Annotated in this window: 24 protein-coding genes and 1 pseudogene; 7 read left to right on the top strand and 18 right to left on the bottom strand. The window is 36.7% G+C overall.

Features of this window, described 5'->3' with window-relative positions:
• Positions 1-7 precede the first annotated feature (7 nt).
• Entirely contained in the window at positions 8-1,357 is a 1,350-nt protein-coding gene (locus ACQ2HF_RS13825; protein WP_432411005.1) for a capsule assembly Wzi family protein, read from the top strand.
• Here the strand turns inward: ACQ2HF_RS13825 and ACQ2HF_RS13820 are convergent.
• Positions 1,354-1,875 (bottom strand): DUF421 domain-containing protein, encoded by a 522-nt coding sequence (locus tag ACQ2HF_RS13820; protein ID WP_432411004.1) that lies wholly within the window; start codon positions 1,873-1,875, stop codon positions 1,354-1,356. The genes ACQ2HF_RS13825 and ACQ2HF_RS13820 overlap by 4 nt on opposite strands.
• Positions 1,876-2,006: 131 nt before the next feature.
• Here ACQ2HF_RS13820 and ACQ2HF_RS13815 point away from each other — a divergent pair, with 131 nt between their 5' ends.
• Positions 2,007-2,465, top strand: coding sequence for a COG2426 family protein (locus tag ACQ2HF_RS13815; RefSeq protein ID WP_432411003.1), 459 nt, complete (start codon positions 2,007-2,009; stop codon positions 2,463-2,465).
• A gap of 189 nt (positions 2,466-2,654) precedes the next feature.
• On the opposite strand, the gene ACQ2HF_RS13810 is transcribed toward ACQ2HF_RS13815, so the two are convergent.
• Complete coding sequence (locus tag ACQ2HF_RS13810; protein ID WP_432411002.1) at positions 2,655-2,858, bottom strand: hypothetical protein; 204 nt, start codon at positions 2,856-2,858, stop codon at positions 2,655-2,657.
• 168 nt (positions 2,859-3,026) lie between these two features.
• Positions 3,027-3,620 carry a Pycsar system effector family protein gene (locus ACQ2HF_RS13805; protein WP_432411001.1) on the bottom strand — a complete coding sequence of 198 codons (594 nt, stop codon included), beginning with the start codon at positions 3,618-3,620 and terminating at the stop codon, positions 3,027-3,029.
• 264 nt (positions 3,621-3,884) lie between these two features.
• Here ACQ2HF_RS13805 and ACQ2HF_RS13800 point away from each other — a divergent pair, with 264 nt between their 5' ends.
• Positions 3,885-5,105, top strand: coding sequence for a GAF domain-containing sensor histidine kinase (locus tag ACQ2HF_RS13800; RefSeq protein ID WP_432411000.1), 1,221 nt, complete (start codon positions 3,885-3,887; stop codon positions 5,103-5,105).
• Positions 5,106-5,254: 149 nt separating this feature from the next.
• Positions 5,255-5,761: a GreA/GreB family elongation factor gene (locus ACQ2HF_RS13795; RefSeq protein ID WP_432410999.1), complete on the top strand. Its 507-nt coding sequence runs from the start codon at positions 5,255-5,257 to the stop codon at positions 5,759-5,761.
• Positions 5,762-5,863: 102 nt separating this feature from the next.
• Here ACQ2HF_RS13795 and ACQ2HF_RS13790 read toward each other — a convergent pair whose 3' ends face one another.
• The 4 genes from ACQ2HF_RS13790 to ACQ2HF_RS13775 all read right to left on the bottom strand — a co-directional run bounded on the left by ACQ2HF_RS13790 (position 5,864) and on the right by ACQ2HF_RS13775 (position 10,173).
• The gene (locus tag ACQ2HF_RS13790) at positions 5,864-6,934 is read right to left on the bottom strand and encodes a ligand-binding sensor domain-containing protein (RefSeq protein ID WP_432410998.1); all 1,071 of its coding nucleotides are present in this window, start codon (positions 6,932-6,934) and stop codon (positions 5,864-5,866) included.
• Positions 6,935-7,280: 346 nt separating this feature from the next.
• Positions 7,281-7,925 (bottom strand): DNA alkylation repair protein, encoded by a 645-nt coding sequence (locus tag ACQ2HF_RS13785; RefSeq protein ID WP_432410997.1) that lies wholly within the window; start codon positions 7,923-7,925, stop codon positions 7,281-7,283.
• A 181-nt stretch (positions 7,926-8,106) separates the two neighbouring features.
• On the bottom strand, positions 8,107-9,549 hold the full coding sequence (mnmE, locus tag ACQ2HF_RS13780; RefSeq protein ID WP_432410996.1) for a tRNA uridine-5-carboxymethylaminomethyl(34) synthesis GTPase MnmE: 1,443 nt from the start codon (positions 9,547-9,549) through the stop codon (positions 8,107-8,109).
• Between the two features lie 111 nt (positions 9,550-9,660).
• A complete protein-coding gene (locus ACQ2HF_RS13775) occupies positions 9,661-10,173 on the bottom strand; it encodes a hypothetical protein (protein ID WP_432410995.1) in 513 nt (170 codons plus the stop codon).
• A gap of 302 nt (positions 10,174-10,475) precedes the next feature.
• On the opposite strand from ACQ2HF_RS13775, the gene ACQ2HF_RS13770 reads away from it, so the two are divergent.
• Complete coding sequence (locus tag ACQ2HF_RS13770) at positions 10,476-10,598, top strand: hypothetical protein (protein WP_432410994.1); 123 nt, start codon at positions 10,476-10,478, stop codon at positions 10,596-10,598.
• Positions 10,599-10,618: 20 nt separating this feature from the next.
• The gene (locus tag ACQ2HF_RS13765; RefSeq protein ID WP_432410993.1) at positions 10,619-10,987 is read left to right on the top strand and encodes a DUF4870 domain-containing protein; all 369 of its coding nucleotides are present in this window, start codon (positions 10,619-10,621) and stop codon (positions 10,985-10,987) included.
• Here the strand turns inward: ACQ2HF_RS13765 and ACQ2HF_RS13760 are convergent.
• The 11 genes and pseudogenes from ACQ2HF_RS13760 to ACQ2HF_RS13710 form a co-directional block, all read right to left on the bottom strand.
• Complete coding sequence (locus tag ACQ2HF_RS13760) at positions 10,984-13,269, bottom strand: TonB-dependent receptor domain-containing protein (protein WP_432410992.1); 2,286 nt, start codon at positions 13,267-13,269, stop codon at positions 10,984-10,986. The genes ACQ2HF_RS13765 and ACQ2HF_RS13760 overlap by 4 nt on opposite strands.
• A gap of 51 nt (positions 13,270-13,320) precedes the next feature.
• On the bottom strand, positions 13,321-14,616 hold the full coding sequence (locus ACQ2HF_RS13755; protein ID WP_432410991.1) for a PQQ-dependent sugar dehydrogenase: 1,296 nt from the start codon (positions 14,614-14,616) through the stop codon (positions 13,321-13,323).
• Between the two features lie 199 nt (positions 14,617-14,815).
• Positions 14,816-15,049: pseudogene (locus tag ACQ2HF_RS13750) on the bottom strand (DNA polymerase III subunit beta); the annotation flags it as partial.
• A gap of 95 nt (positions 15,050-15,144) precedes the next feature.
• A complete protein-coding gene (locus ACQ2HF_RS13745; protein ID WP_432410990.1) occupies positions 15,145-17,136 on the bottom strand; it encodes an ATP-binding protein in 1,992 nt (663 codons plus the stop codon).
• A 1-nt stretch (position 17,137) separates the two neighbouring features.
• The gene (locus ACQ2HF_RS13740) at positions 17,138-17,950 is read right to left on the bottom strand and encodes an alpha/beta fold hydrolase (protein ID WP_432410989.1); all 813 of its coding nucleotides are present in this window, start codon (positions 17,948-17,950) and stop codon (positions 17,138-17,140) included.
• A gap of 153 nt (positions 17,951-18,103) precedes the next feature.
• On the bottom strand, positions 18,104-19,222 hold the full coding sequence (gene dnaN / locus ACQ2HF_RS13735; RefSeq protein ID WP_432410988.1) for a DNA polymerase III subunit beta: 1,119 nt from the start codon (positions 19,220-19,222) through the stop codon (positions 18,104-18,106).
• A gap of 163 nt (positions 19,223-19,385) precedes the next feature.
• Positions 19,386-21,077 (bottom strand): gliding motility-associated ABC transporter substrate-binding protein GldG, encoded by a 1,692-nt coding sequence (gldG, locus tag ACQ2HF_RS13730; RefSeq protein WP_432410987.1) that lies wholly within the window; start codon positions 21,075-21,077, stop codon positions 19,386-19,388.
• Entirely contained in the window at positions 21,064-21,711 is a 648-nt protein-coding gene (locus ACQ2HF_RS13725) for a hypothetical protein (protein WP_432410986.1), read from the bottom strand. The genes gldG and ACQ2HF_RS13725 overlap by 14 nt, the downstream gene beginning before the upstream one ends.
• The gene (gene gldF / locus ACQ2HF_RS13720) at positions 21,708-22,421 is read right to left on the bottom strand and encodes a gliding motility-associated ABC transporter permease subunit GldF (RefSeq protein WP_432410985.1); all 714 of its coding nucleotides are present in this window, start codon (positions 22,419-22,421) and stop codon (positions 21,708-21,710) included. The genes ACQ2HF_RS13725 and gldF overlap by 4 nt, the downstream gene beginning before the upstream one ends.
• Positions 22,422-22,453: 32 nt before the next feature.
• A complete protein-coding gene (locus ACQ2HF_RS13715) occupies positions 22,454-22,759 on the bottom strand; it encodes a putative quinol monooxygenase (protein ID WP_432413101.1) in 306 nt (101 codons plus the stop codon).
• A 42-nt stretch (positions 22,760-22,801) separates the two neighbouring features.
• Entirely contained in the window at positions 22,802-23,644 is an 843-nt protein-coding gene (locus ACQ2HF_RS13710; protein ID WP_432410984.1) for an SAM hydrolase/SAM-dependent halogenase family protein, read from the bottom strand.
• A 111-nt stretch (positions 23,645-23,755) separates the two neighbouring features.
• Here ACQ2HF_RS13710 and ACQ2HF_RS13705 point away from each other — a divergent pair, with 111 nt between their 5' ends.
• On the top strand, positions 23,756-24,712 hold the full coding sequence (locus ACQ2HF_RS13705) for a PhoH family protein (RefSeq protein ID WP_432410983.1): 957 nt from the start codon (positions 23,756-23,758) through the stop codon (positions 24,710-24,712).
• Positions 24,713-24,822: the final 110 nt, after the last annotated feature.

Below are 24,822 nucleotides of genomic sequence, written 5' to 3'. Positions count from 1 at the left end.
CAATGCTATGAAATGCTATTTATTTGGAGTTTTTATTTTATTTACTCACTCAGCCGTATGCCAATCCAATTTTAGCTTTGGAGGTACCGTAGAGACTTCGGGATTTGTTAGTACGAGCGATAGTTTACCGTTGTGGTTTTATACAAATACTTCAGCAAATGTTGGAAGACAAAGTAACATCTCGGGTCTTGCGGAGGGCGAAATAAACTATGAGCTTACAGAAAATAGTGAATTCTCTGGAAGAGCAAGTTCTTATTATCGAGATAATGTAGCCCATGAATTTCAAAGAAAAGAGATGTATGTTCAGTTTAAAAATTCTTGGCTTGCTGTGACTGCAGGAGCTCAGGAACAACCCGAAGTCGCTCAAGGACTCTCTGCTACAAATAAAAATTATCTCTGGTCCAATAATGTGAGACCGTTACCTGGTCTTAGAGTTTCCTCATCTGCACCTTTAAAAATATCGAATATCTTTAGTATAGATGCAGCAATCGCTCATTATGAGCTTAATGACAATAGGTATACACGAAACGCACGCCTGCATTACAAACATTTGGCTTTAATTATGCAATTTAACGAAAATCATAAGTTTACAGGAAAAATACAGCATTTCGCACAGTGGGCTGGAACTTCTCCAGAATTTGGGAAGTTAAAAAGTAATTTTAGCGGTTTTGTAGATGTTTTTACAGCACGCGAATCTGCTGAAATTGGAGTAGATGGAGAGATTTTTAATGCCGTTGGTAATCATTTAGGTTCTTATTTATTTGATTATGAATTTACAAACTCGATTGGAACCACTTCGGTCTATCACGAGCATCCTTTTGAAGACGGAAGCGGAACGGGATTTTCTAATTTTCCAGATGGGGTGTGGGGTGTTTACTTTCAACTCAAAGAAACAACTTATATTTCAGGATTTGTGTACGAGTTTATCACAACAAAAGACCAAAGCGGAACCGCGGCAGGTGGGAGCGGTTTTGATAATTATTTCAACAATAGTGTTTACAGAAGCGGTTGGACGTACGAAGGAGGTAGCATAGGATTGCCCTTTATGATTACAGCAGCTGGAACTACATTGGATGAAAGTAAAACAAAATTTATAAGCAATACACTTTCAATGCACCATTTTGGGATTTCTGGAACCTACAAAGTGATAAATTGGAAATTAAAATCTTCTTTCGTTAAAAATTTTGGAAGATTAGCAAACCTTTTTCCAGAAGCTCTTACCACAACACATCACTATCTTGAACTTGCCTATCCTTCAGATACCTTCGGGACCTTCAAATTACTCACTGGTTTTGACACAAGTTCCACTTCTAATTCAATTTTTGGAGCAGGTTTACACTATACATATTTATTTTAACTAGTAACTCCCTCCAATAATTCTGCAGCCAAAGGCTCATCCCCACGGGTATGCAAAACCGAAATATCTCCCGTTACTTCAAAAACCACAGCACGTACTTCTTTTAATTCTATAACATTTGCTTCGCGAAGTTTCCCGTACAAATCGCCTTTACTTACATTGGCTTTGGCAAGATTCTCGTTTAATATTTCCCCATCTTTCATTAAGAGTAGGGGCGTGTTGGTGGCTATTTTTTTAAAGAACTTAGATTTACGGATGCCAACTGAATAAAGGGTTTGAAGTAAAATAATAATTCCTAAAGCTACAGCTCCTTTTAAGATAGAATAGTCTGTACTTCCTATTACATCTGCAAAAATAGACCCCATAGCGATGGTGGCAGCAAAGTCTACGCTCGTCATTTTAGCAAAAGTTCTAAGCCCAAATATTCGCGAATAAAGTAAGATAATAAGGTAAATTGCCACAACAGATGCTGCGCTTTTAATAATAATAATTTGGTTTGCAACGAGCCAATTTTCCATGAGATACATATTTTAGTACAATTTACACAGCTCCTGATTAGTTCTGTATCTTTTCTGAAATTTTTAATAACAATTTGTGTGTAGATGGTTTTAGATAGCGTTAATTTTGCAAACATCTAGTAATTTGAGCCTTGGTTAAAGAAACAATTTTTACAATTTTATGGAGCCTTTCTCCTTTTGGGGAAGCCAAGGTGGGGATTCCCTATGGCATTGCCAATGGATTAAATCCGTTTTTTGTTTTTTTAATTGCATTGGGGGCTAATATTTTAGTGTATCCTATGATGCTGTTTTTTTTAGAATACATAAATTCTTCATTATTGCGTTGGCGTTTTTATAAGAAAGCAGCTATTTGGGTAGCAAGACGCGCTAAGACTGGCTCTGGCGATAAAATTACGAAATATGGGTTTTGGGGCCTTATGTTTTTTGTCTCTATTCCTTTACCAGGAACAGGTGTTTATGCGGGTACCATAGCGACCTATATCTTTAAAATTGAACGCCAAAAAGCTTTTTGGGCAAACGTCTTAGGAATCACTATCTCATCTATTATTGTTTGGGTAACCACCTACCTTACTGTACATGGAGTTGCTTAACATATTCTTTGGGTAGACCCTCTAATCATTCCTGCAATTCATAATTCCTGTTGGTAACTCTACCAATTTTTCTACTATATTAAATTAAGATCTACAGATACAAATGTAAGAGAGGTTAAAAACAAAAAAGCCCCACAATTGTGAGGCTTTAATAAGTAAAATAACCCTTAAATGGGCATATACTGTAATCTATTCTTCAACTTTCTCAACAATAGTTTTGGTAGAGTCTGCTACTTCAACAGCAGTTTCAAGTGCCATTTCTTTAGTTTCTTCAACAACTGGAGTTTCTGTGGTTTCTTCGATAGTTACTTCAGTTTTTTCTGCTTCATTACGGCAAGAAGAAAGAGTTACTACAGCTGCTAATGCGAAAGCGCTAAAAAGGATTTTTTTCATTGTATAAATAAAAATTAGTTGCGTTTAAAATGCGTGCGAATTTATACTATTTTTTGACACGGAAATTTTTCTAAGGCAATTTTTTTTCACTGAAATTGAAAATAATTTAATTTCGATTTCAGCAAATGCTAACGATATGAAATATAATTGATTATAATATTGATTAAACTAGTTATGCTTATAAAAAGCCCAGATATAAACGGCTACCGAAAGAACAACACCCACAATCAAAAAGCCATAGGTAATGTTTAATAATCTGAATTTTTTATCCAAGACCTTTCCCAAGAAGTAAAGATCCTTAGTGAGAACCTTGTAGATTTCCTCACCTTCTTGTTGCATATGTTTTACCGCCCATTCATATTCTTCCAATTTCATTTTGTGGAAATTTCCGAAGAACGACAAATTTACTTCCATGGCTTCCACAGCCTCTCTGTTAAAGGTTCCGCTTGTAACCTTGGGAATAGTTGTGATAATGGAGAGAATCATCGCTACCAGCATAAAAAGAACAAAGATAATCGTGGGAAACAATAAGTATTGATCTCCAGTTTCTTGTACAAACTTCAAGCTATTGGTAAGAATAGCCGAAATTAACAACGCACATACAGCAAGAATAAGATTAGCTTTCCGGTCTGCCATACCACTTAACTTTATATGGTTCTTTAAGGCAACCATATAAAATGTTTGTACAGCAAGCGCAGACCCTTGTTTCACCGTGTAAAGTGGAATCTTTGATTTGGTTGCTATATGGGAATCTTGTGACACAGGATAAAAGTACAACCAAAACTATTGGCAATAATTTTTTTTAGATATTTTTTAAGAACATATTACTATTTCTGAAACTCGGAATACCTAAAAAAGGAATTTCAAGAACCTAACTTCTGCTTTCTAAGCCAAGTACCTTTCTTCAAAAAGGGTTTTTCCTATAGAGATACTTCTTTTTAATGCAATTCGATAAAAATATATCGTAAAAGCCTTCGTATGGAAGAAGAAATGCCATAAACTCTAAATTACACTATCTTTACAACAATGACTAACTTAACTACTTTGCATATTTCAGAAAAAGAACGGATTGATTTTCTCAATTCGTTAGAATTACTAGATACGCTACCAGAAGATGAATTTGACATGCTTACTCAAATGGCATCCAAATATCTTAACGCGCCTGTTTCACTATTTAGTCTTGTAGATGGTACTAGGCAATGGTTTAAATCTAGGGTAGGTATGGATGCTTGTGAAACCCCTCGGGATATTTCATTTTGTGCTCACGCGATCAAGCAACCAGAATTGTATGTAGTTGAAAATGCAGATAAAGATCCGCTTTTTGCAAATAATCCATTAGTTACTGCAAAAGAAAAAGCTATAAAGTTTTATACAGGAGTTCCCATTATTATTGAAGGGAAATATACCATAGGTACTTTATGTATCATAGACTATAAGCCAAGAGTATTAACTGATGAAGAAAAAGAATTACTTAAAAATTTAGGGAAACAAATTGAAAAGTTGATTGAACTTAGGTTACTTAACAATAAAGCAATAGCCCAACGAAAAGAACTGCAGGAGCAACACGAACGGTTAAAAGAATTTGCTGGGGTGATTTCTCATGATATGAAAATGCCATTGGCAAACCTTATTATTACCAGTGATATTTTAAAAAAGAAATACAGCGCCATTTTAGATAATGACGGGATAAATTATTTAGATTATCTTAAAACCAGTTCTCTTACCCTAAGCGATTATATTAGTAACATTCTGAAATATTATGAAAGTGACGGACTCGCCAAAGAGTCCAAGACTACATTCGATATTTTTGAACTGCTGGAAGAAATTATTGAAATCCTACATGTAAATGAACAATCCGGGATACATCTTCCAGATCAAAATCTTATTCTTCATACCAATAAGCCAGCACTGGAGCAAGTATTATTAAATCTTTTCACAAATGCTTTAAAATACAATGACAAAGAAAGTGCTGAAATAAAAGTGGATTGTTATGAAGATACTAATTTTTATCATTTTTCAGTAGAAGATAATGGAAAAGGAATCGCACCAGAAAAATTACACCTTATTTTCAATCTTTACGAAACCTTAGATATCATAGACAAAAAAGGAAATAAGGGTCACGGCATTGGCTTATCTATGGTAAAAAAGATTTGTGAAAGTTTGGGAGGTACTATTAAAGTATCCAGTAAGGTTGGAAAAGGCACCCGTTTTGACTTTTCTATTGCAAAAGAACAAATCTTAGACTAATCATTATATTTCAAAATCTTCAATTCTTGCCAAGCCTATTTTTAGTGGGTGTTTAAATGCCCTTCAAACAATTTAGGTAGAAATAAATTTTTAGTACTCCTAAAACCAACTTTGTTTCTTTGTATTGTTACGTATAAAATTATAAACCAATGAGTAGAGGATTTGTAAAAGAAGACGATCAGGAAGAAAAACCCATCATTCCGCCAAGGGCTGCGCTTCCCGCAGGTGTTACCAATTACGTAACTACCAATGGGCTTAAAGAGCTAAACGAAGAATTACAATTCTTAGATACTACCATTACAACTCTAACTGAAACAGACGAGCGTGAACGTCGCGTAGCTTTAAGTATATTAAATGGAAAACGAAACTTACTCTTAGAGCGTATCAACAGCGCAAGACTGTTGGATAGTATTAAGTCCAAAGAAGAAGTGCGTTTTGGTGCATTCGTTACCTACAAAATTGAACCAATACCGCAGGCAGTAACCATTCAATTAGTAGGAGTAGACGAAGCCAATGTGAAAAAACAAAAAATAGCCTTTGTGGCACCTATTGCAAAAGCACTCATAGGAGCTAGAGAAGGGGACGTTATAGATTTTAAATTGGGGAATGAACAAAAGAAGATCACAATTATAAATATTACCTACAAGTCACACTAGTTTATGGAAGTTTGAAAAATGCTGTTCAATCACAAAAAAGTCCGTTTTCAAGAACTTCTAATGTTGGGATATCGAAATCCATATTGGTTTAAATACTAGTTTTTATTCCCAAGGACCCTTGGTTGTTACATTAACTATTCCTGTTGAATTTATAGAAAACAGTCCGCCGGCACAACCCATCCAAAGGATTCCTTTACTATCTTTCATAATACTCATAATGGGTTTGGGTACCTTATAATTTATAAACGTTGTTCCGTTATATTTATATACGCCATTGCTTAAGGTGCCAATCCATATGTTACCTAAATTGTCCTTGTACATTTCGTATACGTCATTTTCATTAAGACCTTCCACTTCGGGATAATGCGTAAAGTTTATACCGTTATATTTTGTAATGCCTCCGTCACCAAACCTTTTGTTTGAATCGGGATTGTCTTTTTCAGCTACTCTTGTCCCAAACCAGATGTCACCATTGGTACCTTCTACAATTTTCTGAACGTTATTTGAGTAAAGGCCGTCATCTTTTAAATAATGAACAAAAGATTTTCCATCATATTTACAAGCGCCATATCCATCCCGACCTATCCAAATATTTCCTTTAGAATCTTCCAGCAGTGTGGTCACCCAATTTTTAGTATCCTCATTAGGTTGAGTTTGTATTGGAGGTATTGGGATTGTAACGTAGGTGAATTTAATTCCGTCAAATTTATAGACACCGCCCCAGGTTCCAATCCAAAAATTACCTTTGCTGTCTAATAAAATAGTGCTTATTCTGGTATCCAGAAGCCCGTGTGTTGTATTGAAGTTGGTAAAGGTCTTCCTATCATATCGTGATAAACCAGCACCCGTACCAAACCATAAGTTACCTTTAGTATCTTCAATAATACTCACTATTCTATTGCTTGGCAACCCATCTGTAGTTGTGACATAGGTGAGGGTTTTTCCATCATATTTTGCAACTCCTTTCTCTAATGTTCCAAACCAAAGTGTTTTTTTGGAATCTTCAAATGTTTCCACAACATACTCTCCAATTTGATCTTGTAGATCTTTGGTTAGCGTATGAGGAATTATATCATTTTTTATTTTTGAATCTGATTTTGACCCGCAGGAAATTAGAAAAGATGTTGCAAAAATTATGAAACAGATTTTTAATGATTTATATAAAGTATTCATTAATAGTTTTTTACAAACGTATAATGAAAAACGTTATGATAGCAGTATCGAATGTAAAATTATATCAAATAACTGTCAATTTTTAGTGTTGTAATCCATTTGGTGATTGCTATGACGCAAGTATTTATATACAGTTTCTTTATGGTACTTCTAGACGAATGGGTCTAAACATATATTCTCTAGGAACAGTTTTAAAACTAGGTAAGGTTGTATTCTCTAATTATTATAGTAACTCTGGTGTGTTTTAAGGAAACGTCTGCAGAATATGTAAATGCATACCTATGTGATAGATTTCAAATAAAATTATAAGTGAGTCTTTCACATAGCGCTTATTAAAGGGTTTTTGCTATTTCAAATCCAAGTAATATTTTCTCGTTTCCTTATCAAATTTCTCAATGGCATACCGAAGTGTAATTCTTGGCATTTCAGTGGCGTGTTTATTTAGGAAATTCTTTAATTTTTCTTCATTCCGCTTTCCAGCTTCCCGAATCCAACTTCCTACAGCTCTTTGAACAGATTCATCTGTATCATTCACAAGAATTTCAGCAATTTTAAAGGTATCCTCTATTTCATTTTTTCTAATGAAATAATAGGTGCTTACTATAGCACTTCTACGTTCCATCGGATTTTTGGATTTTGCTAAAACATATAAATCCTTTTTATCCTCGTCGTGCAAATATCCACCCACTACATACGGTGCAGCCCTATCTACCAGGCCCCAGGTGTCAATCCATGAATGATTGTCGATATACGCTCTGTAAATTTCTTTTTTTTCTTCTTTGGAAGTTTTCTTACTTCGGGCTTTCCAATCGAATATGGATACTGCTCCAAGTCGATGATTCTCATTTTTATCTTTTAACAATTTCACAGCCTCAGCTACAGGAATTTGCTGATATTCTTTTGCCAAGGAAAATAACTCTCTTTTCGGAATTTCTCCTGTATACTCTTGAGCTATTATCTTTAAAGTTTCAATAAATTCTTTAGCAGTCATGTGTTGTAGCTTTCAGGTTATTTGTTTGATAAACTTATGGTATAGTTGGTATTATATGAAGATAAAATAGTTAAAATACTTTTTGTTTTTTTTATATTCTGAAATGATATGGTTATAGATTAGTAGCTTCTATGCAAATGCATTAAAAATATTCTGGCGGTGTGAGGGTAGTTTTATAAGGTTACTTCCCAATACAGAAATTAGCAAAGATATTGCCCAGCAATTCATCATTAGAAATCTCCCCGGTAATCTCTCCAAAGTGATACAAGGCCTGCCGTATGTCTATCGCCAAAAGGTCCCCACTTAGGTTGGCATGAATCCCTAGTTGTACTTTTTGGATTTCTTCCAGTGCTTTTAATAGTGAATCGTAGTGCCGCGTATTGGTCACGATAGTTTCATTATTGCGCAAAGCTCCCGTATTTACAAAGTCGAGTAGGGTGGTTTTCAACTCTTCCACACCTTGTCCTGTCTTGGCCGAGAGAGGTATGAGGTGTGAGGTTTGTGGTGTGAGGTGCGAAATCATTTGAGACAAATCTTTTTCAGAAAGTGTGTCAATTTTATTAGCAACTACCACAAGCTGTTTCTGTGGGTACTTATTCCGAATCTTCCCAACCTCTAGTAAAACGGATGAATAGTCGTCCCCTTTAGTGGGAGATGTCCGCAGGACAGAGGGGGTTGCATCCTGTAACGAAGTAGGGTCAAAAAGATACACCACCACCTGCGCTTGCTCAATTTTTTCAAACGTCTTTTTAATCCCCATCCCTTCAATCGTATCGGTAGTTTCTCTAATTCCCGCCGTATCAATAAAACGAAAACCAACACCACCAATCACGATTTCATCTTCAATAGTATCACGGGTAGTCCCTGCAATGTCACTCACTATGGCGCGTTCTTCGTTTAATAACGCATTGAGTAATGTAGATTTCCCCACATTGGGTTCGCCAACAATAGCAACGGGGATTCCATTTTTAAGCACATTTCCAGTGGCAAAACTATCTATCAGGCGTTTCAGTACTTGTGTTATCTTGGTAATTAGTTGTTGAAAATCATCTCTATTGGCAAATTCTACATCTTCTTCGGCAAAATCTAGCTCTAGTTCAATTAAAGAAGCAAAATTGAGCAATTCTTCCCGAAGTTGTTTTATTTCGTTACTGAAACCGCCTCGCATTTGCTGTATGGCTAGTTGGTGTGAAGCTTCTGAATCACTGGCAATAAGATCTGCCACTGCTTCGGCCTGACTCAAATCCATCTTAGCATTCAGGAAAGCGCGTAAAGTAAACTCCCCAGCTTGTGCCATTCTACAGCCTTTCCGAAGACACAACTGTATAATTTCTTGCTGAATAAAAGCACTTCCGTGACATGAAATTTCCACTACATCTTCACCTGTATAGCTATTAGGATTCTTAAAAACTGACACCAATACCTCATCCAGTACGCGTTCCCCATCTTTTATATGTCCTAAATGAATGGTGTGGGTTTTTTGATTCGAAAGTTTTTTGGCAGATACTGAAAAAAAGATGGAGGAAGCGATGGTAATAGCCTCTTCGCCAGAAAGACGAATAACGGCAATGGCACCTGCACCCGCAGGGGTGGCAAGTGCCACTATGGTATCTGTGTGTATCATGGTTTGCAAAGGTAAGGTTACTTTGGCAAACTTTTAAATGATTGTCCAAGTGGAACAGCACGAAAAAAAGGACAGTACAAATGCGACCCTTTTGGCTAATTACATATTTAATTAATAAGCAAAATCTTTAAAGGTACCCATCATTGTAATGGTTGGTCCTACGCCTGAAGTTGCCGTAATAGTAAAGTTCCCAGAGATCAACCGGCCATCTTCGCTATCAGGATTTTCACGGTTCTCCAAGATATTTATCTCTCCTATTGTGGCGTCGTAAGTAACTTGTGCAGCTTGATCCCTAATAACTACATTAGTTATAAATCCGTTGCTATCCTTGTTTCCAATAACTTTGGTGATTCCACTTCCAAACCCTCCTGTCTCATTTAAAAAAAAGCGTACTATGTTTGTATTTTCATCGGTTATTGCGAGCGTTAGGCTGTTGTCATTACTGTAATCACTAGAATAAAAGCCTAGCTTAGACTCGTAATTGTCTCCAAAACTACCCCCCTTTATAGTGGCGGTAAATTCAGCTTGGGCAGGATTTCCGCCATCGCCGTCATCATCCTTTTTGGAGCAGGCACATACTGTAAATACTAATGCGATAACAAATAGGTTTTTAAGGTTTTTCATGATAAAGTAGTTTTATGGTGTTTACCACTATATCGATATTTTCTTTTTATGTCATCACCTTATATTCTGAAATATTCTGAAGAAATACTAGGTTCTAATTTACGTACTCATTAAGTAAGATGTGTAACAAGAATCCTCCCACAAGCTTAGGTGAATTCCATTTAAAAAAAGTGATGCGCACTAAACCTTCCGTCAAGCTCAAAAAAACTCCATTAAAAAAGAAGTGCGGCGCACTGAGCGGAGTAGAAGTGTAACTTTTTTAGTATTTTCACTACCTATACCTTAACACGATCACCTTACCTATGGAAGAAGAAAACAAAAAGAAAGATAACGGACTCAAAAACCTACTCATTCCATTATTAATATTTGTAGGAGTTTCCATAGCTGCGTTCTTAATCACAACGTTTATCATTAAAGCCTTTTAATAATCTTTAAATCAATCAACATGCAAGTAATTAACGTCACACAAACAGGAAAGAAAACCGACACCAATTTATTGGTTTTCACACAACTCTCACAATTATTAACCTATCTAACTGGTTTTGGAGGCTTTGTAGTGCCATTAATACTCTGGCTCGTTAAAAAAGACGAAGTGGAAGGAATGGATATGCACGGAAAGAACATTATCAATTTTCAAATTACCATGTTCTTGATTGCGCTAATTAGCATCCCAGGTATCTTTTTATTCGGGTTGGGAATTTTATCTCTTATTTGGGTTGGCGTTGTATCTTTTGTAATGCCTATTGTAAACGCAGTAAGAGCAAGTAATGGTGAGGCGCCTAGTTACTTTAGTACCATTCGGTTTCTAAACTAAAAAGTGTAGCCCAGAGCAATACTCCCATAATAGTTGCGGGCATTTCCGGGATAAAAATATCGCGGCTCGTTATTGCCAAAAGCAGAAGCATTAATTAAGATAGAAGACGCATACGTAGCATTGGTTATATTATTTATACCGCCCGAAACCTTTACTCTTAGTACCTCTGTAAATAACATTTCGTACCCCGCTTTTATGTTACCTAATGTATAGGCATCACTGTATAAACTATTACTATCGGTAATAGGTTGGCTTCCCACGTGCAAGAGATTCCCTAACAAAAACCATCCAGAGGTATGTTTAAGTTCAATACCAGCTGTTATTTTTCTATCAGGTACTCCGGTTAAATCATTTCCCGAAAAATCCTGATCACCATCTACAAAATCTAAAAACTTATGAAAAGTAAATTCTGCGTTTCCATAGCTGTAAACCGAGAGTTGTGGAAGTAATTGAAATTTATAGAGTATACTCAATTCAATTCCTTTGTGCTCTGTCTTACCTGCATTCCTTCCTATAAACTGATCGTCACCCACTCGTTCTGCTACCAACAGGTCTTTTATAGAGAGTAAATATGCAGTTGCTTGTATGGTTAAGGATTTCTCAAAAAAATCTGTCACAGTTCCCAACTCATAATTCCAACCAATTTCAGGACCAATATTGGGGTTTATAACACCTTCGGGAGTTAAGGTTTCTTCAATACTGGGATAGTTAAAACCACGACTTATGTTTCCAAATAAGCTCCAAGCAGGAGATGCTTTGTAAAGCACATTTAGGTTAGGTGCCCAAATGCTTTTAAAATCGCGTGAAGCACTCTTATTGTCCACACCTGTAGTAAAGGCATCGGTATAAGTATAGCTAGTGGTATTGTAGTTAATTCCCACTTCGGTGCTTAGCTTCTGGGTGAGGGGTAAAATAGTGGTAGCAAAAACATTCAACTGGTTTCGTAGCTCTTTGTTTCGGCTTAAAACAGCACCAGGCAAACTTCCGTTACCTTGATTTTCCTCATATCTATTTTCAATGGTTTTCCAGCGGTACTCATCGGTATATCCTTCAGCACCAAAACTAACCGTGGCATTTCTTTCACTGAAATTAAATTCTTTTGCGAAAATGGTGCGCGCTCCGTAACCGTTCGTAATCTCATCTAAAATATTGAAAGGCCTGGGCTCATAATGATCTAAATAGCGGTAAAAAATTGTAGTGGTATTGCTGAAACTTTCTGTTATTTTATTCTGAAAGCGCAACCCCACCAACGTTTCTCTATTATCTTCAAACCCTTGCGCTTGTGCCCAGGTAAAAGCAGCCTGGGTAGGATTTTCAGCAAATGCCGTCTTACTTATAGAACTAGCTATTTGTGCAAAATTGTTAGTATGCTGAAGCAATAGTCCCAACGTAAAAGTTTCAGTAAATCTGTAGTCTGTATTCAGGACATACCCATTTCTATTGTACGTACTATTCTCTCGATATCCCTCCAACGCTACGTGATGATAGTTAAAAGACAAACTTAACTTTTTATCTTTTACCTGAAAATTGACGCTGTTTTTCAATAACCCAAAAGATCCAACTGTAAAAGTGTTTTGCGTTGTTATGCCATCGCGCTGGAATTCTTTTGTAGATAAAATGAGCGTTCCTCCCAAATTGGTGCCGTATTGGGTAGCTTTAGGGCCTTTAACAATCTCAAGATTGGAAATAGTAGTTGGGTCGTAAAGGTCAATATTGGTTTCGCCAGCTCCATTGGTAATAGGGATACCGTTATAATATGCTCGAATTTTATTAGTCCCGTACAACGTGCGCGATCCCACACCACGTATGGTGATACGATTGGTATTAATGGCTCCATTTTGAATATACACTCCGGGCGTTTGATTTACAGCATCAACCAAATCTACTGGGGTAAACCTCGCAATCATTTCTTCTCTAATCGTTTCGGTAGGAATTAATACCCTGCTCTCTCTTTGATACGTGGACGAAAGTAATACCGTATTGAGAGCATTGATTTCTAAAATCTTGGTGAGTTGAAACACTTGGTCATTTTTACTGAAAAGAACTTCTTCGGTGAAATAACCAGGATGTGACAGCAAAAGCGGAACCGGAAAAGATATTTCTTTCGATAGCTTAAAAATTCCGTTTTCATCAGTAATCGCAACTATCGAATCGTTTTGCTGAATCTGTACAGCTACTACAGGGATCCCATTTGCTGAAACTACAGTGCCCTTTATTTGAGAAGTGCAGATACACCAAAAGCACAGACATAACAGGGTGAATACGGTTCTTTTCCTATACAATAGTTCTAAAAAATTAGTAGATTTTTATAAAATGGTCCAGCCTCTTACAGCTTATTGCGTGTAACGTACCCTCCAGATAACACCGCCCGTGTCATCGTTTACTAAGAGATCACCGGTAGGGGTTTCGGTAACACCCACGGGTCTTCCATATACTTTAGAGCCATCCCCTTCAGCTATAAAACCAGTAAGAAAATCAACAGGCTTTGAAGCCGGTACTCCATTTTCAAAAGGAACAAACACTACTTTATACCCAGAAAAGTTAGCTCTATTCCAAGAGCCATGCTGTCCTACAAAAGCACCGTTTTTATAGGTAGCAGGAAATTGATCTCCCGTATAAAATGTAAAACCAAGGGACGCTGTGTGTGATCCAACGGAAACATCGGGGATAATTGCCTTGTTAATTAAAGAGTCGCCTCCTTTATCCATCATTCTTGGATCTTCTATATTTCCAAAATATGAATAGGGCCAACCGTAAAATCCGTTTTTTTGTACGCTGGTAATATAATCTGGAACCAAATTATCTCCTAATTTATCACGTTCATTCACTGCGGTCCATAATTCACCATTCACAGGGTTCCAATCCATACCCACTGGGTTTCTAAGTCCGCTGGCATAAATTACTTCACCGCTACCGTCTAAGTTCACCTCAAGAATATTCGCTCTTCGTATCTCTTCCTCCATACCGTGTTCCGCAACATTGCTCGCAGAGCCTACAGAGATGTAAATTTTATCTTTGGTGGCATTGGTAATGATATTACGCGTCCAATGGTTATTATACCCTCCTGCAGGCAGTGAAACTAACTTGGTACCTTCAACGTCCTTTAAATTTGTTTGACCAGACCGATAAGGATATCGAAATAATCCATCGGTATTGGCAACATAGAAAGCATCTCCTATCACCAACATTCCAAAGGGTTGGTTAAGGTCTTCTAAAAAAGTCTCTCGTATTTCAAAAGTTCCATCATTATTGGCGTCTCGTAACAATGTAATACGGTTAGCGCTTTTTCTGGTATTAGACTCCACTACAAAAACATCCTTATTAGGGGCAATATAAGTCCAACGCGGATTCTCAAAACCATCGGCAAACTTTGTAACGGTAAAACCTTCAGGTGCTTTTGGCATTGTATTTTCTGGCCAAGGTTCTAACTCAGATAGTTTTGCAGTAGATTCAGTAGCATAGGGGGCAGGCAATACTAATGTTCCAACAGCCGTTTCTACAGTGCTGGAAGCATATTCTTTTTCAGCCAGATCACTATCTGACTTTGCTTTAATTTTAGCCAATTCATTTTTACAGGAAAATAATAAAAAGCTGCATACTAGTAATGTGATGTAATAGTTGGTTTTCATAATATTTTTTTTTGAACACCTAAGTTACTATGAAACACTACAATTGAAGGGACAAATAGAGAGTTTAGAATATATTTAACTATTGGCACGCTACTTTCTTAATGGGTTTCTAAATAATAAAACCCACTCTAGGAGTAGGAGTGGGTTTTAATCTATTTCAATACTATAATATGTAGGTTGAGCGGAGTCGAAGCTGAAGCTAGTTATTCAACATCACAGGCATCACCAACATAGTGACTTGCTCACCTTCATCCAGTCCGTCAACAGGAGTAAGAATTCCTGCGCGGTTAGGTAGACTCATTTCTAGTGAAACATCATCACTTGTTAGGTTGTTTAGCATTTCTGTTAAGAAACGTGAGTTAAAACCTATTTGCATATCGTCTCCTTGGTAATCAAAAATTAAACGCTCTTCGGCTTTATTACAAAAAAATACTTACACGATGTACACTATTCAAAACTGATTGCGATCATATGTAATTTATTCGGATACGCTTATGGAATTATTGCCTTAAAATTCGGATAGAATTTTTAATATTTTACTTGTAACCCCTTAATAATTATTTCAAACTCAGTATTACATTCATTAACCTTATGAGTTAACTTCAACTTGTCTTCAGGCTCTAGCTCTAGCATTTCTTTACATTCTTTCAAAAGATCACTTAGGGGATCCGCTTGAATGTAGTATAAGGACATGGTGCTTTTATGGATCAGGTCAGATAATTTTTTTATTTTTTTATTTTTAATTGCGCTGTTAAAATCTTTGCGGTAGCTAATCATGGCATCAAGAGTGCTCGCCTTAAATTTGTTGAGATATTCTATTTTATTATTGGCCATTTTTTCGTAGCGAAGCAGGTTAAAACTTTCAATAGCTATCTCATCAGATTTCGATATATCCTTTTCTGTTGGTTCAGAAGAGGCAAGTTTTTTAATGGGTACGGCTATTTTGGTTTTCTTTGAACCTAAAAAGGATCTAGATAAAATTTCAAATAATTCCTTTGGCTGAAAAGGTTTTGAGAGATAATCATCAATACCAGCTTCTTTTAATTGTTTGTCTACTTCTCCTCTTGTAGAGGCTGAAAAACAAACTATGACAGGGTTCTTCTTTAATTTCAGGTTCCGAATTTCAATTGCTGTTTCATACCCGTTCATTTTTGGCATTTGCAGATCCAATAAAATAAGGTCGAAACATTTTTTATTCAATATGGAGAGTGCTTGCTCACCACTTTTGGCCGATTTATATTTTATATTCCATTGATCAAGATATTGTTCTGCTATAAAAATATTATCCGGATTGTCATCAACTATAAGCACCTGCATTTCTTCTAATTTGTGCTTTTCTTTTTCTGAAATGCTTTTAACTTTAGGGATCATTTCATTAGAGGTCTCATACCAAATTTTAAAACTGAATTTTGACCCTTTATTTAATTTGCTCGTTACCAGTAAAGAACTTTTATGCAGTTCCAACAGTTTTTTGCTGATTGTTAAACCCAGTCCAGTTCCTCCAAATTCAACGCTAACATCATAACTTGCTTGAGAAAACTCTTGAAAAATCGATTCCAGTTTTTCTTTCGGTATCCCAATTCCGGTATCGGCAACCGTAAATTGAATACAAACTTTGGAAGACTTTTGTTGGATTGCTTCAATACTAAGCGTAACAGCCCCGTCCTTTGTAAATTTTATAGCATTTCCAATCAAATTGGTTAAAATCTGTTTAAGCTTCAATGGATCTCCCTTAAAAATACGAGGCACATCGTCACCTATATCCATATGAAGACCAATTCCTTTTTCTTTCGCTTTTACTAAAAAAGTGTGCTTTAAAACATGAGAAAGATCGAAAAGGTCAAAAGGAACCCTTTCAAGAACAATTTTATTAGCTTCTATCTTGCTTAAATCCAGAAGATTGTTCACAAGACCTAATAAATGCTCCGAAGAATGAAGGAGTAAACGCGCGTATTCTTTCTGATTTTTATTTAGCGAAGTTTCATGAAGCAGATTTCCAATACCAAGTATCGCATTTAATGGTGTTCTAATTTCATGACTAATGGTCGCTAAAAATTCAGCTTTGGCTTTAGAATCTGCTTCAGCCCGCTTTTTTGCAATTAATAGTTCTTCTTCGTAATGCCGCCTGTCTGAAATATCTAAAATTGTAGCCTGATAGGAAACCGGATTATCGTCATGCTGCGGAATTTCCCTGACATTAATTAAACCGTGAAAATTTGTATTGTCTTTCCTAACAATATCAAAATAAACCTCCTTAATAAATCCTTGCATTTTTATAAGAGGAAAGAAATGAGTTTCAAAAAAAATCTGACCGCCAATTCTAAAAAGGCTAGGTAAATGACGTTTTAAAATTAATTCTTCCTTCGAATATCCTAGCCAAGTAGATAAGGTCTGATTTATGTCGAAGATAAGACCGTCATTCGTAAACGAAACAGAACCGCAGGGCGCATTGTCATAAAGTTCAAGTGCGGCCTTTAATCGCTTTGTGTCAATATGTTCGTTATTTTTATCTTTAGCCACATTACAGGTATAAAAATTTTTGAATTGCTTTCGCTGTTTCTTCCGGAGCGCTCAAATTGGGACAATGCCCTGTTGAATTTAATATCTTTAAAGAACCATATTTTAATGCATTAGCAGTAAACGTTCCTACTTCAATGGGCGCAATTATATCTTTTTTCGACTGTATAACTAAACAGGGCACAGTAACCAATTTAAGGTCTTCACGATTGTCTGATAAAAAAGTGGCGCGCGCAAAATTTTTGGCGATCTCAGGATCGGTACTACAAAAACTAGTGCTTAATTCTTCACCTAACTCAGGACGGTCATTATTTCTCATAATCATAGGTGCCATAGTAGTTGACCAACCTAAATAGTTGCTATCTAGCGTTTCTAATAATTCTTGTATAGCAGTTTCATCAAAACCTCCCTTGTAATTAGTATCATTTATATAGCGCGGAGACGGCCCAATTAAGATCATTTTAGAAAACAGTGAAGGCGCTTTGTTCGAAGCTAATACACCAATCATAGCACTTACCGAATGACCAACAAAAATTACATCTGTAAGATCAAGATGGTTGCAAACTGTAATCAGGTCCTCTGCATATGCATCTAAAGAGCTGTACTTTTCATGAGAGTAAGCAGTTATGTCTGAATTTCCTGCACCTACGTAATCAAACAGAATAATTTTATACTCTTTTTCAAAATAGGGATATAAGAATCGAAACATGTTTTGATCACATCCATATCCATGAGCAAATACCATAGCTTGATCACCATTTCCTAACACATTAATGTTAAATAACTGATTGATATTGGGACTAGAGGAGGAATTCATATCTCAAATATTAAGGTTGTTAAAGTTACTAAAAATAAATGGTTGCAGAAATATTGAAAAGCTAAGTCCAGCAAGTATCCTATTTCAATATTTTGAATAAAAAAATCACATCGATAGATGTGATTTTTAGATACTTAATGTAATTTATTATACCTAATTGTTTAACATCACAGGCATCACCAACATAGTGACTTGCTCACCTTCGTCTAATCCATCTACAGGAGTAAGAATTCCTGCGCGGTTAGGTAGACTCATTTCTAGTGAAACATCATCACTTGTTAGGTTGTTTAGCATTTCTGTTAAGAAACGTGAGTTAAAACCTATTTGCATATCGTCTCCTTGGTAATCACAGGTGAGCCGTTCTTCAGCTTTGTTGCTGTAATCAATATCTTCTGCTGAAATATTCAACTCCGCACCAGCAATCTTCAAACGTATTTGGTGGGTAGTTTTATTACTAAAAATACTTACACGACGAACACTATTCAAAAACTGATTGCGATCAATACTTAATTTATTCGGGTTCTCTTTTGGGATTACCGCTTCGTAATTAGGGTATTTTCCGTCTATTAAACGACAGATCATGGTTGTATTTTCAAAACTGAATTTAGCGTTACTATCATTATATTCAATAGTAACTTCTTCCTCGCTGCCTCCTAAGATGCTCTTCAACAAATTGAGCGGCTTCTTCGGCATAATAAATTCGGCTGTTTGTGAGGCTGCAACGTCTTCACGGGTATATTTTACCAATTTGTGCGCATCGGTGGCTACAAAAGTTAATCCTTCCGTAGAAAACTGAAAGAACACCCCACTCATCACGGGACGTAAATCGTCATTCCCACTGGCGAAAATAGTTTTGCTAATGGCAGTTGCCAAGATATCTCCTTGTATTTTGGTTTCTGAAGGATCCTTCAATTCCACAGCCGTTGGAAATTCTTCTCCGGCAGCATACGCCAAGGCGTATTTACCGTGGTTACTGCTAATCTCTACAGTATTATTTTCTTGCACCGTAAAAGTAAGCGGCTGTTCTGGAAATGTTTTTAAGGTATCCAACAATAAACGCGCAGGAATACAAACGCTCCCGCTCTCATTGCTTTCTACATCTAATTTTGAAGACACCGTAGTCTCCAAATCTGAAGCAGAAACTTTCAAAGAATTTCCATCCAGATCGAAAAGGAAATTATCTAAAATAGGAAGGGTGTTATTGCTATTAATAATACCACCAAGCACTTGCAATTGCTTGAGTAAATAGGAGCTGGAAACTATAAATTTCATGTAAAGTTATTTTCTTATTCGTAATAAAGGCTTTAATACTTTTTACTTAGCAAGCTAAACTCATACCCGAATGTAATCAAAAAGATCGGTCTAGGGTTGGTGAGCTTGTCGAACCACAAATATATCCTAAAAACGACGGTTTGTAAAACTAACTTATTAACAGTTATCGGGTATATTTTCGTTTTCTGAAGTAGCTGTAAAGAAATCCGAATAGCGCCAACAATACCAGTGGTAGCAAGATATTAATCACTTGCCATTGGGTGCGATCTGTACCTGTTTTTTGTGGGTCCAGGAACGGAACTGCTATTTTCTTGGTGCGTATGTTTATAAGTCCGCTATCGTCCAGCATATAATTCACCGCATTCAGTAAAAACTCCTTATTTCCGTAGAAAGAATTTGTCCATTTATCAAAACCTAATTCCAGAGGTCTCCCACGCTCCAACTGATTTTTAATAACGTCCCCATCGCTCACTACCAGCATTTTTGTAGGAGCGGAGCTGGTCTTATCTTCTGAAATTTTAAAAGGTTTTACTCTGTTTGTAAAAACCGAAGGAAACTCACCTTCCAGCAATACTGCCATAGGAATTTCTCCAGCAGTAAAAACTGCAGGATCTGGCCCCTCATTAATAACTTGAAGCGCATACGGAATTTCTTTGTCAACATCAATTTCAACAGGAGTTCCTTGAATTCGGGTAATAGGAGAGGAGCTTAGTAAAACTGTTTTGGTAAGGTCGTTCGGAAGTAATTCAATCTGGCTGGCATACTCAAACTTAACGGCTTCAATATTATTTACAATAGGATGCTCATTTGCGCTAGAAGACAGTGGGTTGTACAGCCAAGGATATTTGTTGTATTGTGAATCTTGTTCTTCTCCCGAAGCCAGCACAATAGGCGCACAATACACATCTTTCACCAAATTGGGATTAATTCTAACGCCATATTTGAAGAAGAAATCGCCCAGATTAATATCTAGCGGAATGGCAGCTGTAATTCCAGACTCGGGGTCTTGCACAATTTCGGTAGCGTCTACCAGCCAAATAGAAGCGCCGCCTTGCATGGTGTATTGATCTAAAATATAGCGTTCCGAATCTGAAAATTTCTCAACGGGCTTGGCAGCTACAATCAAATCGAAAGTGCTTATTTGTTCTAAGGTTTTCATCGGGGCCACTGCAGCCGAATCTAACGTAAAGGGAGCAATAAAATAGTTGTCACGAAGCGTGCTGAAAAGATCTGCCACATAGCGATCGTCTAATTCTCCATTACCTTTTAAGACGGCAATTCGTTTGCTTTTGGCATTCACCAATTGATGAAATCCATCGGTAAAAGCATACTCCAGATTTTGAATAGAATTGTTTACGCGCTCTTCGGAAGTAGCACCCAACGTGTTTTTAAGTAACGGAATTTTAACCGTTTTTTCCTGATAGGAGGCGATTGCCCAAGGATACACCACTTCGGTAGAAACCTTTCCGTTTTCCCTTACTTCCACCTGCGCACCTTTTATACCACGACTTATAAAATCTTGTTGCAAGGCTTCGGGATTATCACTTTCCAGCGGATTTATAAATTCGAACGTGATATTGGGATTATAACTTCGGAATTCTTCAAGCAGTTGTTCGGTTTCCACCTTCAACTTTTTAAATTCTGGCGGAAAAGTACCTTTTAAAAATAGATCTATTTTGATGGGCGAATTTACGGTTGCTACGGTTTCTTTGGCAGCTTCAGATAAAGTGTAGCGCTGGTCTTGCGTAAGATCGAAACGTTGGTACACTTTACTAGCTAGGAAATTTACTCCTATAAACAGAAGTAGTGCGAGGATGATATGTTTTAGGTTTTCTTTCAACTTATTCTTCTCCACAAAATTCGTTATAAAACTCTACTATGGTCTTAATATCCTCGTATTTCCATTCTTTTTCTTTAATATACCCCGCAAGTTCTGGACAATCTTTAAACCATTCCTGCGCCTCTTTTCTGAAATTTAACTTTAAGTCCTCAACAGTTGTATCTGCCTCACGCTTAACAAAAAATCGGACTTTTTTACTAAACAGTAAAGTTCCAAGTACTTGTTGTGGAGAGATTTCTGCTAATGGGTCGTAGGGAGAACCTTGGATATCTATTCTATTCAAAGTAGCCCGTTCATATTGATCTAGTGTTATCTGGTCGTTGATGGGCTCATCAAATTGTGCGTATGCAGAAACTTTACCTTCTACAATTTTTTGAAGTAACTTATACCTATTCTTATAAAAAATATATTCAAAGACATTGTAAGGTGCTACATGAAAAATTATTCTTTTTATAACATATCCATCTAACGCTTCAATTTCGTCCTCTTCGGAAATTTTAAACTCAACTTCTTGTTTTCTGTTGAATTTTGCTAAGCCAGAAAATTGTCCACCATCATAAAAAGTAACGGTTGCTGGATGAAATTTTTCTTTTGCATCCGCTGAAAAGCAGATACCTAAAACGGCAAGTACGATTAGCAATTTCTTCATTTCTTCTTCAGTTTAAAAACGGTTAAAGAAACAAACAGCGCAGCCACACTCAAGAAATAAATCACATCCCGCGTATCTATCACGCCTCGAGAAATAGATGTAAAATGCGCTTTTAACCCTAGATACGAAACGTCAAAAGATGAACTAATAGACGCCAAGCCTTCAAATCCGAAATACAATGCAAAACACAAAAAGAGCGCAATGATAAAAGCCACAATCTGGTTTTCGGAAAGTGTAGAGGCGAAAATACCAATTGCTGTATATGCCAACACAAGGAACAAAAGTCCTAAATAGGAGCCAAGCGTAGAACCAACATCCCAATTGCCGGCAGGATTGCCCAGACTGGAAATGGTGACAATATAAAGTAGCGTAGGGAGTAATGCCAAAACGATTAAGAATACGGCTCCAAAATATTTTCCCAAAACGATAGAAGGTAAGGATATGGGTTTGGTAACCAATAGTTCCATAGTGCCTTGTTTAAGCTCGTCACTAAAGGCACGCATAGTTACGGAAGGGATGAGAAACAATAATATCCAAGGTGCTAATTCAAAAAACGGACTGAGATCTGCAAAGCCAGCGTCTAAAATATTGTAGTCGCCACTAAAAACCCAAAGAAACAAACCATTCACTACCAAAAATAATCCAATGACCAAATATCCAATGGGACTGGCAAAAAAACTAGTTATTTCTTTTTTAATGATTGGTATCAAAGTAAATTTCGTTATTCGTTATTCGTTATTCGTTATTCGTTATTCGTTATTTCATCAGCTTCATCCACACTCCACGCTGCGGCTTTAGAACGAAATTTTGGTTTTGTTGTTGCCCAAACACCTTTAAAAAGGTCGCTTTTTCGGTAGGCTTCTAGATCGGTTTCATCTTTCCATTTGCTGTAAGTAAAAAAAATGGTGGGATCATTTTTATCGCGTAACAATTTTAAATGCATACAACCAGGAAAATTTCGAATCTTCGATTTTACCGTATCAAAATTAGCCAAAAAAGAAGCAATCGCTTCTTCCTTAAATTCCATCTTAACAATTCTTGTAAACATCATTTATAGTTTAGTTACTAAGTGGAGAAGCAATTATTCTTTTTAAGGAGTCAGCGCTTCAAAATTAACCGACACCGCATCTCGAAATTGCAACCCAAATAATGAGGAAGCACTCCCCACCGTCATTGGATTGCTTTTATAAATAGCCAACTCCAAATACCCCGAAGAGTTCCAAATAGCTAGCTTCTTTCCATCTTCTTCACGTCGCTCTTTTGGTATATCAAAATTAATGGCATCGCTATATTGTGAGTATATCTCGCTAAAATGTGCGCGTCTGGCTGTAATTTTAAAGGGTCTTCCTTTGCCAATTTCTTCAAATAATACTTTACTAATGTTACTCACCACGTTTCCGTAGTTGTCAATATATATAACATTGCCAATGATCTGGCTGTCCTCTCGGTTCACTACAGGTTTAATACCAACTAATTCTTTAATTTCGGCAATCGATTTTCCAATTACGTCTAAGGTGCCGCCTCGTGCTAGGTGACAGGCTACTTTTACGAATACATCTAATACTGGAAAATTGCTTATAATCCTATCGTGGATATTTATTTCAACAATCTTTTCAGGATTTATTTCTGAAGCCAACATAGAGATAATCCCATTATTAGCACAGATAAAATAATGACCATCTAATTTAACAGCTATATGTTGATTTTCGGGGTTTAGCTCACTGTCTATCCCTATAATATGTATAGTTCCCGGAGGAAAGCTTTTATAGGCATTCTGAATGATATAGGCGGCTTCCGTACTGTGGAAAGGTGAAATACTATGTGAGATATCAACAATTTTAGTGTCTGCCAATTCGCTATAAATAGCACCTTTTACGGCACCCACAAAGTGGTCTTTCTCTCCAAAATCTGTTGTGAGGGTAATGATGGGCATTTGGCTAATTGTTGATATGTTGTTGAAATTACTCCTACAAAAATAAAGTACTTTTAGAATAGGAAAAACTATATTTGAATATACTTTATAATGTTATAAACAACTGCGCTTTTGAACGAACTTATCATAGAACTTACCGAAATCAGCCCTAGAGAATTCTTTGGGCTTCAAAATGCAAATATTGATTTACTAAAAAAGTATTTTCCCAAACTGAAACTGGTCGCACGTGGCAGCAAATTAAAAGCCTACGGAGACGAAGAAGTTTTAGAGGAATTTGATCGCCGTATTACTATGCTGTTGGAGCATTTTGCTAAGTATAACAAAATGGACGAGAACACTATAGAACGTGTTTTGTTAAGCCGTAGCAGAGAAGATTATGAAACTTCGTCAAGTAGTGGCGATGTTTTGGTACACGGTGTGAGTGGTAAATTGATTAAAGCCATCACAGCAAACCAGCGAAAGTTGGTAGATTTAACCATTAAGAATGATATGGTGTTTGCTGTAGGTCCCGCAGGAACTGGGAAAACCTATACGTGCGTAGCTTTAGCCGTTAGGGCACTAAAAGAAAAGCAGGTGAAACGTATCATCTTAACGCGTCCAGCAGTGGAAGCAGGAGAAAATCTAGGATTTTTACCAGGCGATTTAAAAGAAAAGTTGGATCCGTATATGCAACCGTTATACGATGCATTGCGTGATATGATTCCACATGAAAAACTGGAAAGCTATATTGAAAAAGGCGTAATACAAATTGCCCCTTTAGCTTTTATGCGTGGGAGAACCTTAGATAATGCTTTCGTGATCTTGGATGAAGCGCAAAATACGACCCACGCGCAAATGAAGATGTTCTTAACCCGTATGGGAAAACACGCTAAGTTTATGATTACCGGAGATCCCGGACAAATAGATTTACCACGCCGTGTGATTTCAGGTTTAAAAGAAGCATTATTGGTGCTAAAAGATGTAAAAGGTGTAGGGATAATTTTCTTGGACGATAAAGACGTTATCCGTCACCGCCTCGTTAAAGAAGTAATCGCTGCCTATAAAAGTATTGAAAATCTAGACTCTTAGACCTCGAACTTGAAGATGAAATTTTTAATGAAATAAATACAACTCCTTCCCCCAGCGGTTAAAAATTATATATCGAACAGAAGATATCTATTCCGCGTGTTGGGGGAAGA

Origin of the sequence: Rasiella sp. SM2506 (assembly GCF_050859505.1) — a bacterium.
Lineage (GTDB): Bacteria > Bacteroidota > Bacteroidia > Flavobacteriales > Flavobacteriaceae > Marinirhabdus.
The sequence above is the reverse complement of the archived record's forward strand: the minus strand, read 5'-3'. Positions and strand labels throughout refer to the sequence as shown.

What these genes read in the sequence shown, in the direction of transcription:
- ACQ2HF_RS13765 (WP_432410993.1), top strand. Translation starts at nt 10,619, where the DNA reads ATGCAAGTAATTAACGTCACACAAACAGGAAAGAAAACCGACACCAAT.
- ACQ2HF_RS13725 (WP_432410986.1), bottom strand. Translation starts at nt 21,711, where the DNA reads ATGAAGAAATTGCTAATCGTACTTGCCGTTTTAGGTATCTGCTTTTCA.
- ACQ2HF_RS13715 (WP_432413101.1), bottom strand. Translation starts at nt 22,759, where the DNA reads ATGTTTACAAGAATTGTTAAGATGGAATTTAAGGAAGAAGCGATTGCT.
- ACQ2HF_RS13770 (WP_432410994.1), top strand. Translation starts at nt 10,476, where the DNA reads ATGGAAGAAGAAAACAAAAAGAAAGATAACGGACTCAAAAACCTACTC.
- dnaN (WP_432410988.1), bottom strand. Translation starts at nt 19,222, where the DNA reads ATGAAATTTATAGTTTCCAGCTCCTATTTACTCAAGCAATTGCAAGTG.
- ACQ2HF_RS13775 (WP_432410995.1), bottom strand. Translation starts at nt 10,173, where the DNA reads ATGAAAAACCTTAAAAACCTATTTGTTATCGCATTAGTATTTACAGTA.
- ACQ2HF_RS13710 (WP_432410984.1), bottom strand. Translation starts at nt 23,644, where the DNA reads ATGCCCATCATTACCCTCACAACAGATTTTGGAGAGAAAGACCACTTT.
- ACQ2HF_RS13820 (WP_432411004.1), bottom strand. Translation starts at nt 1,875, where the DNA reads ATGGAAAATTGGCTCGTTGCAAACCAAATTATTATTATTAAAAGCGCA.
- ACQ2HF_RS13785 (WP_432410997.1), bottom strand. Translation starts at nt 7,925, where the DNA reads ATGACTGCTAAAGAATTTATTGAAACTTTAAAGATAATAGCTCAAGAG.
- ACQ2HF_RS13795 (WP_432410999.1), top strand. Translation starts at nt 5,255, where the DNA reads ATGAGTAGAGGATTTGTAAAAGAAGACGATCAGGAAGAAAAACCCATC.
- mnmE (WP_432410996.1), bottom strand. Translation starts at nt 9,549, where the DNA reads ATGATACACACAGATACCATAGTGGCACTTGCCACCCCTGCGGGTGCA.
- ACQ2HF_RS13825 (WP_432411005.1), top strand. Translation starts at nt 8, where the DNA reads ATGAAATGCTATTTATTTGGAGTTTTTATTTTATTTACTCACTCAGCC.
- ACQ2HF_RS13790 (WP_432410998.1), bottom strand. Translation starts at nt 6,934, where the DNA reads ATGAATACTTTATATAAATCATTAAAAATCTGTTTCATAATTTTTGCA.
- ACQ2HF_RS13810 (WP_432411002.1), bottom strand. Translation starts at nt 2,858, where the DNA reads ATGAAAAAAATCCTTTTTAGCGCTTTCGCATTAGCAGCTGTAGTAACT.
- ACQ2HF_RS13740 (WP_432410989.1), bottom strand. Translation starts at nt 17,950, where the DNA reads ATGAATTCCTCCTCTAGTCCCAATATCAATCAGTTATTTAACATTAAT.
- ACQ2HF_RS13800 (WP_432411000.1), top strand. Translation starts at nt 3,885, where the DNA reads ATGACTAACTTAACTACTTTGCATATTTCAGAAAAAGAACGGATTGAT.
- ACQ2HF_RS13755 (WP_432410991.1), bottom strand. Translation starts at nt 14,616, where the DNA reads ATGAAAACCAACTATTACATCACATTACTAGTATGCAGCTTTTTATTA.